Origin of the sequence: Oceanimonas sp. AH20CE76 (assembly GCF_039654065.1) — a bacterium.
Lineage (GTDB): Bacteria > Pseudomonadota > Gammaproteobacteria > Enterobacterales > Aeromonadaceae > Oceanimonas > Oceanimonas smirnovii.
Genome location: NZ_CP155481.1, coordinates 2,508,172 through 2,523,571, shown reverse-complemented (window position 1 = coordinate 2,523,571; position 15,400 = coordinate 2,508,172). Strand labels below are relative to the sequence as shown.

Genomic DNA, 15,400 nt, shown 5'->3' with positions numbered 1-15,400 from the left:
TACCAAAGGCCGGACACAGTTCCGGCCTTTTTTGGCACCAGCATTTTGTGCACACTGGTGCCTATACTCGGGTGCAGGACTCAGGCATAACGAATTCATTACCATCACAGGAGGCAAACATGGACTCGAACAACCCACTGTGGCAAACCGGCTGGTACTGCAACGGCCAGTGGCAGCGCACTCAGCAACACTATGATGTGATTAACCCCGCCACCGGCAAGGTGCTGGCGCAGGTGTCTCGCTGTGGCAGCGATGAAACACAAGCCGCCATTGATGCCGCCGAGCAGGCCTTTAGTCACTGGCGCAACACCACGCCCAAAGAGCGCACCGCCGTGCTGCACCGCTGGTTTGAGCTGATAATGGAGCATCAGGATGAGCTAGCCGAGCTGATGGTGCTGGAGCAGGGCAAACCCCTGGCAGAAGCCAAAGGTGAAGTGGCCTATGCTGCCAGCTTTCTGGAATGGTTTGGTGAAGAAGCCAAGCGTGCCACCGGCAGCACCATTCCCAGCCCCAAGCGGGAAAACCGGCTCTGGGTGATTAAGCAGCCGGTGGGGGTGGTGGCCGCCATTACCCCCTGGAACTTTCCGCTGGCCATGATCACCCGCAAGGTGGGCCCGGCCATTGCCGCCGGCTGCACCGCCGTGGTTAAAGCCTCCAGCGTAACCCCCCTGTGTGCCAATGCGCTGGCGGTGCTGGCCGAGCGGGCCGGCTTGCCTGCCGGTGTGCTGAATTTAGTATCGGGCGACTCGGGCCCCATAGGGGAAACCCTGATGAAGAGCCCAGCCGTGCGCAAGCTGTCGTTCACCGGCTCTACCGGTGTAGGCAAAAAGCTCATGGCCCAGGCCGCCGGCACGGTAAAAAAGCTGTCACTGGAGCTGGGTGGCAATGCGCCTTTTATTGTGTTTGACGACGCCGATCTCGATGCCGCCGTGGCCGGGGCCATGGCGTCCAAGTTCCGTAACACCGGCCAGACCTGTGTGTGCGTGAACCGTTTCTATGTGCAGGCCAGCATTTACGACCAGTTTGTAAGCCGCCTGGCGGAGGCCGCCAGCGCCCTGAAAGTGGCCGAAGGCCGGGTAGAAGGTGCTCAGCAGGGGCCGCTTATTACTCAGGATGCGCTCGACAAGGTAAAAGCCCATGTGGCCGATGCCCTGGAAAAAGGCGGCCGGCTGGTCTGCGGTGGCGCGGCACATGCGCTGGGCGGCACCTTTTATCAGCCCACCGTGATTGCCGATGCCAGCGAAGACATGCAGCTGGCTCAGGAAGAAACCTTTGGTCCGGTGGCCGCCTGCTTTAAGTTTACCGATGAAGCAGAGGTCATTGAACGCGCCAACAACACGCCCTTTGGGCTGGCGGCCTACTTCTACACGCAGGATCTGGGCCGGGTGTTCCGCGTATCCGAAGCGCTGGAATCGGGCATGGTGGGCGTAAACGAGGGCATCATCTCCAACGAAGTAGCCCCCTTTGGCGGCGTCAAGGAATCCGGCCTGGGCCGCGAAGGCAGCCAGATAGGTCTGGATGAATTTCTTGAGACCAAATACGTTAACCTGGGTAATTTGAGCTGACACTGTGACGGGGAAGCGGGCCGGTTGGTGGCTGTTTTTTATACAGACAACCGGCCCGGGTGCGGAATTGTCATGATTTTGCGTTAAACTAGATTCGATTGAATCAAATCTTACACCATTTTAACGCCACTCCAAGGAGGCCCGGCCATGACAGCGGATAAATCTCCCCCGTCTTCCACTGTGCTGATCCCTGTTTTTATTCCGGCAGTAATCGTGATCGCCCTGATGGTGATCGGCACCATGAGCAACCCGCAACTGGCGGGTGACATCTTTTCCAGCACCCTGGCCTACATTACCCGCAGCTTTGGCTGGTTCTATATGCTGTCGGTTGCCATTTTCCTGGTATTTATTGTTTCCATTGCCTTTAGCCGCTGGGGCAACATCAGGCTCGGGCCGGATCACGCCGAACCCGAATACAGCTTTCCTGCCTGGTTCGCCATGCTGTTTTCTGCCGGTTATGGTATTGCCCTGCTGTTTTTCGGGGTGGCAGAGCCGGTGCTGCACTATGCCGCACCGCCTGAAGGGCCGGCACTGACGGTGGACGCTGCCAAGCAGGCAATGCAAATTGCCTTTTTTCACTGGGGCTTTCATATTTGGGCCATTTACGGTCTGGTGGGGCTGGCGCTGGCCTACTTCGCTTTTCGCCATGGCCTGCCGCTGTCGATGCGTTCCACGCTGTATCCCATTATTGGCGAGAAAATTCATGGCCCCATGGGCCATACGGTAGATATTTTCGCTATTCTTGGCACCTTGTTCGGCATTGCCACAACACTGGGTCTGTCGGTCGCTCAGATCAATGCAGGCCTTAACTATCTGTGGCCGGAAATACCGGTGAATACCACGGTACAGATTATTGCCATCGTTGCCATTACCGGCCTGGCCATATTGTCGGTGGTAGCGGGCATGGACAAGGGGGTGAAGCGGCTGTCGATCCTTAATATGGTGCTGGCCATTTCGCTGATGGTGTTTGTGTTTGCCGTGGGGCCGACCATTTTCATCCTCAACACCTTTATGCAGAACACCGGCAGCTATTTAAGCAATATTGTGGAGCGCACCTTTAACCTGCAGGCTTACACAGCCAGTGACTGGATTGGTAACTGGACCCTGTTTATCTTTGGCTGGACTATTGCCTGGGCACCCTTTGTAGGCCTGTTTATTGCCAAGATCAGCCGGGGCCGCACCATTCGCCAGTTTGTGGTGGGCGTGATGGTGGTGCCGACCATTTTCACTTTTTTATGGTTTTCAGTGTTTGGCGACACGGCCCTGCATTTGATTATGGTGGAAGGTTATACCGCGCTTATTGACGAAGTGCAGACCGATCATGCCATTGCCCTGTTTAAGCTGTTTGAGCGCTTGCCGCTGACCTCCATTGTGTCTTTTATCACAGTTGTGCTGATCATCACTTTCTTTGTGACGTCGTCCGACTCGGGCTCTCTGGTGATTGACTCTCTTGCCTCTGGTGGCGCTCAGCATACGCCAGCCTGGCAGCGGGTATTCTGGGCCTCAACCGAGGGCATTGTTGCCGCCGCGCTGTTGCTGGCAGGAGGCCTGGGCGCGTTGCAAACCGCCTCCATTGTCAGCGCCCTGCCGTTTGCCATTATTATGCTGATTGCAGCCATTGGCATGTGGCGTGCCTTGATCATTGAAGGCCATCACGAGGTAAGCCTGCAACAGCATATGCAGATGCGCCAGACCAAGGCCGGCCCCGGCTTCTGGAAAAAGCGGCTGGCCAACCTGGTTGATTTTCCGCCGCGCGATGCAGTGGAAACCTTTATTCGTACTACCTCCTTTCAGGCCATGCAGCGGGTTGAGGAAGAGCTTGAGCAGCAGGGCTGGGTAGCAGAGGTTGTGTTTGACGAACCCAACTGCCGCACGCGCTTTGAGGTATTTCAGGAGGGTAAACTGGAGTTCATTTATGAAGTCCGGTTACGCGGCTATGCCATGCCCGACTTTGCCTTTCCGGAAACCGAGCGGGATCTGGATGGTGATGATCACTACTATCGTGCCGAGGTGTTTCTGCGCCGGGGCGGTCAGTCTTATGATGTTTACGGCTATGATCAGCAGGACATCATCAGTGACATTCTTGATCAGTTCGAGAAATATCTGCACTTTCTGCATATCTCTCCGGGCATATTGCCCTGGAAAATGGAAGAGCACGATGACGACCTCAAGCCGGATGAGGCCTCGCCGGCAGATGAAAAACCGGCATAAGCCGGCTGCGGATAAAAGTGGCGCTGTATTCAGCGCCATTTTTTTATTCAGTGGTGGGGCGGTTCAGCCAGCCCTGCATGGCAACAGGCCATATCGCGGCCTTGCCGGTGTGTGACTCACTGAACACGCTGAGCTGTTCATTGGCGCTGAGCAGCACCGACATCTGGTTGCTGTCGGCATTCCATACTAGGCCGGCCTTGTCGGCCCCGGCTTGCCGGGTGCGTGACATCAGATAAAACAACGGACCTTCCTGCTGCAACGCATCGGCGGTGCGCAGCAAAGACACAGTGGTGTCGTAATGAGGGCCAAGCAGGCTGGTCATACGGGTTTTAATGAGCGGCTGCTCCAACAAATTGGTCTGTTCAGGATCAAGCCCCACCATGGGTTTAAGGATGGCCCACATCAGCTGGCTGGGGCCCATTGCCAGTAACGGTGCCATACAGGCACTAAGGGTAAAAGAGAGCAACGCCACCTTTAACAACAGAGCAAAACGCATAGCAAACTATCCGGGTTGAAATAAGCCGGCGCAAATTATCACAGCTCACACAAAAAGAAATCAGCCCCGTTAAAAATAACCGGCACGTGACAGGCCGGAACAACGCCAGCATGCAACCGGCACACGACAACCCTGCCATTTTTTGGCATGCTGAGCGCCTTGTTGTGACAAGGGTTCTGATATGAAATACGGGCTTATATTGATGCTGACCCTGCTGCTGACGGCGTGCTCGCCCGAGCCGCAGCGGCACATTCGTTTGCTTGGGGGCGACTGGAGCACGGCCCGCGCCATGACAGAGCTGGCCCGGCAGGAGCTGGAGCAGGCCGGCTTTGCCGTGAGTGTAGAGACGGTGGCACCGGGTCAGGTCTGGTCAAAACTGGCCACGGGCGAGGCCGATGCCAGCCTGTTGGTCTGGTTGCCCGACAGCAGCCGGCATCACGCCGAGCGTTTTTTCGACAAGCTGCACGATCTGGGCCCTAACGGCCCTGTGCTGAAACTGGGGCTGGCGGTGCCGGTCTCGGCACCACTGAGTCGTATCAGTGATTTGAACGACAGTGATTATGCCGACCATAAGGTAATTGGCATGATGCCCGGACACGGCAGCCAGGTGCTGACCGAGCAGGCCCTGGCCCGCTACCGGCTGGATCATTATCAGCTGCTGTCCGGCACCGGTGAGGCTTACACGCATCTTGCCGATAGCGCCATTGCACAACAACTGCCGGTAGTGATCGCAGCCTGGTCACCGGGCACTATCATGCTCAACCCGCAGCTAAAATGGCTGCAGGACGACAGGGAGTATTTTCCTGCCACCGAGCGGGCACACACACTGGTGCGCCGCGGTCTGGAAGACAGTGCTCCCAAGGCGATGGAAGTGCTCGGTAACATTCGGCTGAATGAAACCGAGCTGACGCAACTGCTGCAATTGCTGGCACAAGAAGAAAAGCTGACGGTAGCAGTGAACAAATGGCGCGCCGGACGCCAGCAATCGGGAGTTAATCCTCCAGCCAGCTGACATTGCACACACTCACCGGCAGCCCCTGCTCCAGCATGGCCCCAAGCCACAGCCGCTGATGATCCTGCAGCCGGTCGCCGGGGCCTTTTACTTCAATTAACCGATACTGGCCGGTGGCCGTATTCAGCTCCAGCAAATCGGGCATGCCCTTGCGGTGGTGGCGCAAATCCAGCAATAAATGCCGGAACACCGCCTCAAGATGCGCTGCCGGAATAATGTTCAGCGCCTGCTCCACCAGCCTTGCCGGCAGGGCAGGCCAATAAATAAAAGAACAGCTGATGCCCTGTTTCTGCTGATGCCGCGCCATGATAAGGGCTCGATATTCTCCTTTGGCCAGCTGAGTAAAACCTTCATCAATCAGCTCACGCCGGGCATCGGCAAATCCGGGCCGGTATAAATCGGCCGGCCCTGCCTGAAACGGATGAAAAAACGCCCCGCGTACCGGCGCAAACAGAGCAGGCCAGAACAGCAGCGCAAACAGGCCGTTGAACAGCCGGTTTTCCACATGAAAAACGCACACCTGCTCGTTGGCCAAATGCGCGGCTACCGCCGCCTCCACACCGCCGCTGTCGGGCTTTGGCAACGACAAATGACTTACCGGCACCGCAGGCGAGACCGGTGCAGGCACAACCATGCCCGCCTTTTTGGCGCTGCGCTGCAAAATGCGGCCGAGGCTAATGCGGGCTTCCGGCTGCGTTATCTCATTAAGCGCCTGCTGCGCCAGGGCGGCTACCTTGGCCGGGTCGTCCTGTTTTTCCCGCAGGCGCAGGGCACGAATACGCGCCTCTCTGTGCCGGCTCTGTTCATAATGTGCCAGCGCCAGTGCTGTGTTGCCTTCCCGCTCCGCTTGCCGGCCCAGCTGAAACAGCAACTTGTGGCGGCGATATTCAATCCATTCGCAGGCTACAGGCGCAGGCAGCGGCACATGCTGAGCACAGGTGTCTTGCATGCGCTCCTGCAGCTCAAACAGGGCCAGCATGGCATTTACTTCGTCCCGATGCTGAAACGGGCGTGAATGCTCACTCAGCGCCACCGGCTCAAAGCATTGCAACCCCAGCTCGGTAAGCACAAATTCCGACCAGTCCTGATGCAGATTGCCAAAAAACATCAATCGCAGCCGGGTAAACAAGGCGGTGCAGGAAAGCGCCACCACCGCAAAGGGCGCATGGGGCCACCAGCTGGCCAGCGGCTGCGGGTTTTGCGCCGGGCCGGTTAACAACACCTCTTCCAGATCCTGCTTGCGGGCAGAAGCCGCAAAAGTTTGCTCCGGATGCCGGTGGCGGGCCAGCTGCACACATTCCTCACGCCGGGCCAGAGCACAAACCTCACTTAACGCCAGCGCTGGCTCCAGCGTCACCAGGCAGGCCCCGGCCAGCTCATGCAGCGCAGAAGTCACATTCGGAATTTCGGCATACACCAGCTTGTTAAGCCGAAACAAATGGCCCTTGCGCATAATCAGCCGAACCAGCAAGCCCTGAGCCGGCTCGCTCAGGGCCAGCATGCCGGCAAGCTGGTCGCGCTCACTGGCCAGCCATAAATCGCCATAGCGGGTCAGGCAAAACCGAATTATCTGCTGCATATTACGCAGATAATAAAACGGGTCGTCCAGCGGAGTGGGGGTGATGGGAGCTTTGGTCATGGGCGTATTGTACGGCAAAAGGCGAGCGGGATAGAAAGGCCGAAGTGTGAGTTGGCTCCGCATGAAAATGCCTGCTCGGCGGCAATTTTGATACAGTAACCCGCAATATGTGTTTACTGGCGGGCGGTCATATTGTAGACGTTGGCTGCGGCTGGCATGATCCCGTGTCACAACCTTTTGAACCCCTCCATGCAGCTTCAGAGCTGCTATACACTAGCGAATAAGGCAAAATACACCCAGTCGTCCAGCATAAAACTACAAGAGCAGCCTTGTTAGCCTAAAAGAGTGAGTCGAATGGCCAAGAAAGAAAGCGATATCGAGCAAAGTTTGATCAAAAAGCTTGAGGAGCTCAAATACAGCTACCGCCCGGACATCCGTGACAAAGCCGCACTGGAGCAAAATTTCCGTGAAAAATTCGAAACGCTTAACCATGTGCGCCTGACCGATGCAGAATTTGCCCGCCTGCGTGACGAAATTATCAATGCTGATGTGTTTCAAGCCGCCAAAACTTTGCGCGAGTATGGCTACTTTCAACGCGAGGATGGTACACCGTTGGATTACATGCTGGTCAACCTCAAGGACTGGTGTAAAAACGAGTTTGAGGTGATCAACCAGCTACGCATTAACACCGATAACAGCCACCACCGTTATGATGTCATTCTGCTGCTCAACGGTTTGCCTATGGTACAGATTGAGTTGAAAACCCTGGGCCTTAATCCGCGCCGTGCCATGGAGCAGATTGTTCACTACAAAAACGATCCCGGTAACGGCTACACCAACACGCTGCTGTGCTTTATGCAGTTGTTTGTTGTCAGCAACCGCAGCAATACTTACTACTTTGCCAACAACCACAGTCAGCACTTCGCTTTTAACGCGGATGAGCGTTTTCTGCCCATTTATCAGCTGGCCGGTGAAGACAACCGCAAAATTACTCATCTGGATGATTTTGCCGAGAAGTTTCTGGCCAAGTGCACCCTGGGCCAGATGATCAGCCGTTACATGGTACTGGTGGCCAGCGAGCAAAAGTTGATGATGATGCGCCCGTATCAAATCTATGCGGTCAAGGCTATTGTTGACTGCATTCATCAGAATCGGGGTAACGGCTATATCTGGCATACCACTGGTAGCGGTAAAACACTCACCTCTTTCAAGACTTCTACCCTGCTCAAAGACAACCCTGACATTGAAAAATGCCTGTTCGTGGTAGACCGCAAAGACCTTGATCGCCAGACCCGAGAAGAATTCAATAAGTTCCAAGAAGGCTGTGTGGAAGAGAACACCAACACCGAAACGCTGGTGCGACGCCTTCTTTCCGAAGATTATGCCGACAAGGTTATTGTCACTACCATCCAAAAGCTTGGTCTGGCACTGGATGAAACCAGCAAAAAAGCCCAGCAGCATCGGGAGAAGGGTAAGCAAACCTATAAGGAGCGGCTTGCTCCCCTGCGCGACAAACGCATTGTATTTATCTTTGACGAATGTCATCGCTCGCAATTTGGCGAAAACCACAAAGCAATTAAAGCTTTCTTCCCTAAGGCTCAGTTGTTTGGCTTTACCGGCACACCGATTTTTGAAGACAACGCCAGCTACAAGCAAATCGACGGCACTGTGGGTACGTATCGCACCACCAAAGACATCTTTGAGAAGCGGTTACACGCCTACACCATTACGCACGCCATCGATGATCGCAACGTGTTGCGCTTTCATATTGACTATTTCAAACATGAAGAAAAGGCTGAGGCCTGCTCTCAGATTGAGAGTGACAAACCTGCTATTGGCAAAGCCGGTAAGAGCAAAGCCAAGCCCAGCCAGGCGGTGACGCAGCGCGCCGTGGTTGAAGCTATTGTGGCCAAGCATAACGCCGCCACTAATCAGCGGCGTTTTAATGCTGTCTTGGCTACTTCAAGTATTAATCACGCCATTGACTACTATGAGCTGTTCAAAGCCATACAAGCAGAGCAGAACGCAGCTAACTCTGAATATCAGCCACTTAATATTGCCTGCGTTTTCTCGCCGCCGGCCGAAGGCAACAAAGACGTAAAGCAATTGCAGGAAGACCTGCCCCAGGAAAAAGCCGACAACGAGCAGGAGCCAGAGCGCAAAAAAGCTGCACTCAAAGCCATTATTGCCGACTACAACCAACAGTTCGGTACCAACCACAGCATCAACGAGTTCGATCTCTACTATCAGGACGTGCAGCAGCGGATTAAGGACCAGCAATACCCTAACAGCGATTATCCGCATAAAAATAAAATCGATATCACCATAGTGGTGGATATGCTGCTCACCGGGTTTGACTCCAAGTACCTCAATACCCTGTACGTGGATAAAAACCTCAAACACCACGGTTTGATACAGGCCTTTTCCCGCACCAACCGCGTGCTTAACGACACCAAGCCCTATGGCAATATACTGGATTTTCGCGGCCAGCAAGGCGCTGTGGATGAGGCGATTGCACTCTTCTCCGGTGAGGAGCAGGATCGCTCCAAGGAAATCTGGCTGGTGGATCTGGCCCCCGCTGTCATTGAACAGTACCGGCAGGCGGTGGAAGCCATGGCGCACTACATTGCAGAACAAACCGATGACGAGCTTAACAGCGAGCAAGCCAGTCAGGTATGTGACCCTGAGGGCGTCTATAACCTGAAAGGTGATGCTGCCCGTGTCGCCTTTATCAAGCACTTTAAAGAAGTGCAGCGTCTGAAAACCCAGCTTGACCAATATACCGATTTGGATGAGGACCAAAAGCAAACCATCAATAATCTGCTGCCCGAAGAGCAGCTACGTGAATTACGCAGCTCTTATCTGGAAACCGCCCAGCGTCTTAAAGAGCAGCAGGGTAAAAGCGGTGATGACGCCAGCGAAGCCCAGGACAGCATCGAGCAGCTTGATTTTGAGTTTGTGTTATTTTCCTCCACGCTCATTGATTACGACTACATCATGGGGCTGGTGGCGCGCTACAGCCAGGAAGAGCCCGGCAAACAGACCATGAGCCGTGCGCAGTTGGTGAACATGCTCAGCGGTAGCAGCAACCTGATGGACGAACGCGACGATATCGTTGAATACATTAACAGCCTGGAAGCAGGGCAGGGCCTGAGCGAACAGGCCATTCGTGATGGCTATCAGGCCTTTAAAGCGCAAAAAGCCGACAGCGAGCTGTTGGAACTGGCCGATAAGCATCAACTGGACCCAGCCACCCTTAAAACTTTTGTCGATACCGTGTTCGAGCGCATGATCTTTGACGGCGAGCAACTCAGTGACTTGTTTGAACCCTTGGAGCTAGGCTGGAAAGCACGCACCAAAGCCGAGCTGGCATTAATGGAAGAACTGGTGCCGTTTTTGCACAAACAGACTCAAGGGCGTGAGATTTCGGGATTGTCGGCATATGAGTAAAACGATGCAAGAAGATAAAAAGAGGCTGGTGCCCAGATTGCGATTTCCTGAATTTCGGGATGTGGAAGTGTGGGTTTCAGAGTCCGCGGGGACAGTTTTTGCACAAGTGACGAATAAAAGCCATAACGCCGACCTCCCTGTGCTTGCTATAACGCAAGAGCAAGGGGCAATACCGCGGGAACTAATTGATTATCATGTGTCAGTATCTGAAAAAAGTCTGAAAGGGTATAAGATTGTTGAAGTTGGTGACTTCGTTATCAGTCTTCGCTCATTTCAAGGTGGTATTGAGTATTCAAATTACCATGGAATTTGTAGCCCTGCCTATGTGATTCTCAGACTTAAGGGTGGATATTCTAGCAGTTATTTTCAGTACTACCTTAAAACGCATCAGTTTATTAAGGCGTTGACTAAAAACCTTGAGGGGTTACGTGATGGAAAGATGATCAGCTATAAGCAGTTCTCTGAAGTGTTTTTGGTAATTCCAAAAACAGAAGAGCAGCAAAAAATCGCCGACTGTCTTTCATCTCTGGACGCCCTGATTGCTGCGCAGGCAGAAAAAATCGAGACTCTAAAAACTCACAAAGTAGGACTGATGCAGCAGCTCTTTCCCCGTGAAGGTGAAACAGTCCCTCGTCTTCGCTTTCCCGAATTTCGAGGTGCGGGGAAGTGGAACGTTACAACACTAGGAGAAGTTGCCGAAGTTTCATCAGGTGGCACACCAGCCAGATCCAAGGCGGAATATTGGAATGGTGACATTCCTTGGGTGTCTACTAGCTTGATCGACTTTTCAGAGATAGATAAAGCCCAAGAATACATTACGAGTGATGGGTTAAATAACTCATCTGCTAGAGTTGTTAAAAAAGGCACTATCCTGATGGCGATGTATGGACAGGGTAAAACACGAGGTAAGGTTGGTGTTCTGAGTATTGATGCGGCAATTAATCAGGCCTGCGCTGCTATTTCTGTGAGCGGTAAGGTGAAATCTGATTTTTTATTTCAAAATTTGGCCGGGAGATATGATGAAATTAGGAAGATCAGTAATTCAGGGGGGCAAGAGAATTTAAGTGCTGCTCTCATTAAAGGGATTAATTTAATATACCCTGACTCAAAAAGTGGGGAACAACAAAAAATCGCCGATTGTCTTTCGTCTATTGATGCCCTAATCACTGCGCAGGCGGATAAGCTCGATGCGCTTAAAGCCCATAAGAAAGGCCTGATGCAGCAGCTTTTTCCCAGCCCGGAGCAGCTTGATATATGAACGAACTGATCCTTTACACTACAGACGATGGCCAAAGCCGGATTCAGTTGCGGGCCGAAGGTCAAACCGTATGGCTCACTCAGCTGGAAATGGCCGAGCTGTTCAGTGCCACCAAACAAAACATTTCCCTGCACCTGAAAAACCTGTTTGAAGAGGGCGAGTTGCGCGAGGATTCAGTTGTCAAGGAATCCTTGACAACTGCCGCCGATGGCAAGAGGTACCGCACTCGTCTCTACAATCTCGACGCCATTTTGGCGGTCGGTTATCGTGTGCGTTCGCCCCGAGGTGTGCAGTTCCGCCGTTGGGCCAGTACTGTGCTGGGCGAGTATCTGCAGAAGGGTTTTGTTATGGACGACGAGCGCCTGAAAAATCCCGATGGCCGTCCGGATTACTTCGATGAGATGCTGGCGCGCATTCGTGATATTCGCGCCTCGGAGAAGCGCTTTTACCAGAAGGTACGAGACCTGTTTGCCCTGGCCAGCGATTACGACAAAACCGACAGAACCACTCAGCAGTTTTTTGCCACGGTACAGAACCTGTTGCTTTACGCGGTAACCCAAAAAACTGCTGCCGAACTGATTACCCAACGCGCCAACCCCGAAGATGCTCATTTTGGCTTGCTGACCTGGAAGGGCGACAAGGTGCGCAAGCAGGATATTCTGATAGCCAAGAATTACCTGACAGAAGATGAAATCGATACTCTGAACCGGTTAGTGGTGATCTTTCTTGAAACCGCTGAGCTGCGCGCCAAGAGTAGGGTTGAAACGCCCATGGCCTTTTGGCAACAGCGAATTGGCAGCATTATTGCCGATAATGGTTTTCCTCTGCTTGGCAACGCGGGTTCTATCAGTCAACAGCAAATGGAGAAAAATACGCGCGAGTTGTATGACCGTTTTGATCAGCAAAGAAAACGCCAGGAGGCCATTGCTGCCGACCAGGCTGATGAAGCTGAATTGAAAGCGCTGGAAGACAAGCTCAAGCACAGGCGAGGTGATGCATGAGTGGTGCCGTGACCGAGTTTGCCAGCCTGGATGCCATTGCCACGCACTTGCGTGAACGCCTGGAGCAGAAGAAATACATTCTGTTGTTTGCCTATAACGGCACCGGCAAAACCCGGCTGTCCATGGCGTTCAAGGAACAGGGCAAGCAGCCAGCCGACGCGAATGATGGCGAGGCCACTCGCGATACTCTCTACTTTAATGCCTTTACTGAAGACCTGTTTAGCTGGGATAACGACCTGGAGGGTGATGCTGAGCGGGTGCTGCACATGAATACCGACTCGCGTTTTTTCGGCGGCCTGCAAGAGCTGGAGATGGAAAACCGCATTCGACCGTTACTGAGTCGCTATGCAGATTTTGATTTTTTTATCGACTACGAGCAGGGCACAGTTAATTTTGTTCGAGAGGTAGTCAGTGGTAACAGTACCGAAACTATCGAGCACATTAAGGTCTCGCGCGGTGAGGAGAATATCTTTATCTGGTGTTTTTTTCTTGCTGTTGCTCAGCTGGCTGTGGACGAACAGGAAGCCTACAACTGGGTAAAATATCTCTATATAGACGATCCTATCTCATCGCTGGATGACAATAATGCCATTGCTGTGGCCAGCCACCTGGCACAACTGCTAAAAAGCGGAAGTGGTAATATTAAAACAGTACTTTCATCGCACCATGCACTTTTTTTTAATGTGTTGTGGAACGAGTTAAATGAGCGTGGCCGGAATAGTCCATTACAACCTCTGTTTTTGAGCTCGGATAAAGCCACCGGAACTCATTCTATTCGCTACACTAACAGTACGCCATTTTTTCATCACATTGCATTGCTGAAGCAGCTGCACGAAGCTGTAGAGACAGATCAGCTATACACATACCACTTTAATATTTTAAGAAGCATTCTGGAAAAAACCGCGACCTTTCATGGCTTCCCCAACTTTTCTGCCTGCATCAAGCAAGACAGTGACGATGAAGATGGCATCCTCTATACACGGTTAGTTAATGTGCTGAGTCATGGTAATTACTCACTGTTTGAGCCGCGTGAGATGCTTGAAGAAAACAAACAGTATTTCAAGAAAATACTGTATGGATTTATGGAAAACTACCGCTTTAATCCGGAGCTGATTCCGGCACCAACTCAAGAGAGCAGTACCTCATGACTAAAGAACAACTCAGCCAACTGGGAAAAACCCTCTGGGCCATTGCCGACGACCTGCGCGGAGCCATGAACGCCGATGATTTCCGCGACTATATGCTGTCGTTTTTGTTTTTACGTTACCTGTCAGACAATTATGAGGCTGCCGCAAAAAAGGAGCTGGGTGCGGATTATCCCAGGCTGAACAACGATGACAGACGAGCGCCGCTGGCAGTGTGGTATGTCGACAATGCCGAAGATGTGGCCGAGCTTGAAAAGCAGATGCGCCGCAAAATGCACTATGTTATTCATCCGGATTATTTGTGGAGCAGCATCGCCGAGCTGGCCCGTACGCAGAGCGCGGAGCTGCTACAAACACTGGTACGGGGTTTCAAATACATTGAAAATGAATCCTTTGCCAGCTCTTTTCAGGGCCTTTTTTCAGAGATAAATCTTCACTCGGAAAAACTTGGCAGAAGCCCGATGGAGCGTAACAAGAAGCTTTGCGCGATTATCAGCAAAATCGCCGACGGCATAGCGCAGTTCTCCACCGACAGCGATATTTTGGGCGATGCCTACGAATATCTGATTGGCCAGTTCGCTGCCGGCTCTGGCAAAAAGGCTGGAGAGTTTTACACACCCCAGTCGGTGTCTACCATCCTCTCGCGTATTGTCACCCTGGATAGCCAAAACCCGGCTTCAGGCAAAAAGAAAAAGCTTAACCGTGTGATGGACTTTGCCTGCGGCTCAGGCTCTTTGTTGCTGAATGTGCGCAACCAAATGGGAGCCCACGGTATCGGTATGATTTACGGTCAGGAAAAGAACATCACTACCTACAACCTGGCGCGCATGAATATGCTGTTGCACGGTCTTAAGGATACCGAGTTTGAAATTCATCATGGTGACACCCTGGCCAACGACTGGGACTTACTGAATGAAATGAACCCGGCCAAAAAACTGCAATGTGATACAGTTGTGGCCAACCCTCCTTTTAGTTACCGTTGGACGCCAGGCGAAGCGTTGGGCGAAGACTTCCGCTTTAAAAACCATGGTCTGGCACCTAAGTCTGCAGCGGATTTTGCCTTCTTGCTGCACGGCTTTCACTTTTTGAGCGATGAAGGCACCATGGCGATTATTCTGCCCCACGGTGTCTTGTTCCGTGGTGGTGCAGAAGCGCGTATCCGTACCAAGCTGCTGAAAGACGGACATATCGACACTGTGATAGGACTGCCCTCCAACCTGTTTTTCTCAACGGGAATCCCAGTCTGTATTCTGGTGCTGAAAAAATGCAAAAAGCCTGATGATGTTTTGTTTATCAATGCCAGTGAACACTTCGAAAAAGGCAAACGTCAGAATACTCTACATGAGGAAGACATCGAAAAAATTGTTGATACATATCAATATCGTAAAGAGGAAGAGCTGTATTCGCGGCGTGTTTCTATGTCAGAGATTGAGCAGAACGACTACAACCTCAATATTTCTCGCTACGTCAGTACAGCAAAACCTGAGCCGGAAATCGATCTTGCTGAAATACACCGAAAACTTACCGATATCGACAAGCGCGTTCAGGATGCCGCCAAGGAGCACAACAAATACTTGAAGGAGCTTGGGCTTCCGCCTGTGTAAGTGAAGACACCCTAATAGCTAGATCAAAGTGCTCCTAGCTAAGCGTTATAAGTAGCTTATTAAATCGTCGCGCTCGTTA

General features: G+C 52.6%; 10 protein-coding genes. 8 read left to right on the top strand and 2 right to left on the bottom strand.

Annotated elements, in window-relative coordinates; all coding sequences use genetic code 11:
- Positions 1-119: 119 nt before the first annotated feature.
- On the top strand, positions 120-1,565 hold the full coding sequence (locus tag N2M06_RS12300) for an NAD-dependent succinate-semialdehyde dehydrogenase (RefSeq protein ID WP_346350900.1): 1,446 nt from the start codon (positions 120-122) through the stop codon (positions 1,563-1,565).
- Between the two features lie 147 nt (positions 1,566-1,712).
- Complete coding sequence (locus N2M06_RS12295; protein ID WP_019935901.1) at positions 1,713-3,776, top strand: BCCT family transporter; 2,064 nt, start codon at positions 1,713-1,715, stop codon at positions 3,774-3,776.
- Positions 3,777-3,819: 43 nt separating this feature from the next.
- Here N2M06_RS12295 and N2M06_RS12290 read toward each other — a convergent pair whose 3' ends face one another.
- Positions 3,820-4,272 carry a hypothetical protein gene (locus tag N2M06_RS12290; protein WP_346350899.1) on the bottom strand — a complete coding sequence of 151 codons (453 nt, stop codon included), beginning with the start codon at positions 4,270-4,272 and terminating at the stop codon, positions 3,820-3,822.
- A 181-nt stretch (positions 4,273-4,453) separates the two neighbouring features.
- Here N2M06_RS12290 and N2M06_RS12285 point away from each other — a divergent pair, with 181 nt between their 5' ends.
- Positions 4,454-5,284, top strand: a complete 831-nt coding sequence (locus N2M06_RS12285; protein WP_346350898.1) for a glycine betaine ABC transporter substrate-binding protein — start codon at positions 4,454-4,456, stop codon at positions 5,282-5,284.
- Here N2M06_RS12285 and N2M06_RS12280 read toward each other — a convergent pair.
- Entirely contained in the window at positions 5,265-6,923 is a 1,659-nt protein-coding gene (locus tag N2M06_RS12280) for a VRR-NUC domain-containing protein (RefSeq protein ID WP_346350897.1), read from the bottom strand. The genes N2M06_RS12285 and N2M06_RS12280 overlap by 20 nt on opposite strands.
- A gap of 294 nt (positions 6,924-7,217) precedes the next feature.
- On the opposite strand from N2M06_RS12280, the gene N2M06_RS12275 reads away from it, so the two are divergent.
- From N2M06_RS12275 to N2M06_RS12255, 5 genes are read left to right on the top strand one after another with little or no spacing between them, the layout of a single operon-like run.
- Positions 7,218-10,313 carry a type I restriction endonuclease subunit R gene (locus tag N2M06_RS12275; RefSeq protein WP_346350896.1) on the top strand — a complete coding sequence of 1,032 codons (3,096 nt, stop codon included), beginning with the start codon at positions 7,218-7,220 and terminating at the stop codon, positions 10,311-10,313.
- The gene (locus tag N2M06_RS12270) at positions 10,306-11,571 is read left to right on the top strand and encodes a restriction endonuclease subunit S (RefSeq protein WP_346350895.1); all 1,266 of its coding nucleotides are present in this window, start codon (positions 10,306-10,308) and stop codon (positions 11,569-11,571) included. The genes N2M06_RS12275 and N2M06_RS12270 overlap by 8 nt, the downstream gene beginning before the upstream one ends.
- Positions 11,568-12,572, top strand: coding sequence for a virulence RhuM family protein (locus N2M06_RS12265; protein ID WP_346350894.1), 1,005 nt, complete (start codon positions 11,568-11,570; stop codon positions 12,570-12,572). The genes N2M06_RS12270 and N2M06_RS12265 overlap by 4 nt, the downstream gene beginning before the upstream one ends.
- A gap of 8 nt (positions 12,573-12,580) precedes the next feature.
- Complete coding sequence (locus N2M06_RS12260) at positions 12,581-13,720, top strand: AAA family ATPase (protein WP_346350893.1); 1,140 nt, start codon at positions 12,581-12,583, stop codon at positions 13,718-13,720.
- Positions 13,717-15,321 (top strand): type I restriction-modification system subunit M, encoded by a 1,605-nt coding sequence (locus N2M06_RS12255; protein ID WP_346350892.1) that lies wholly within the window; start codon positions 13,717-13,719, stop codon positions 15,319-15,321. The genes N2M06_RS12260 and N2M06_RS12255 overlap by 4 nt, the downstream gene beginning before the upstream one ends.
- Positions 15,322-15,400: the final 79 nt, after the last annotated feature.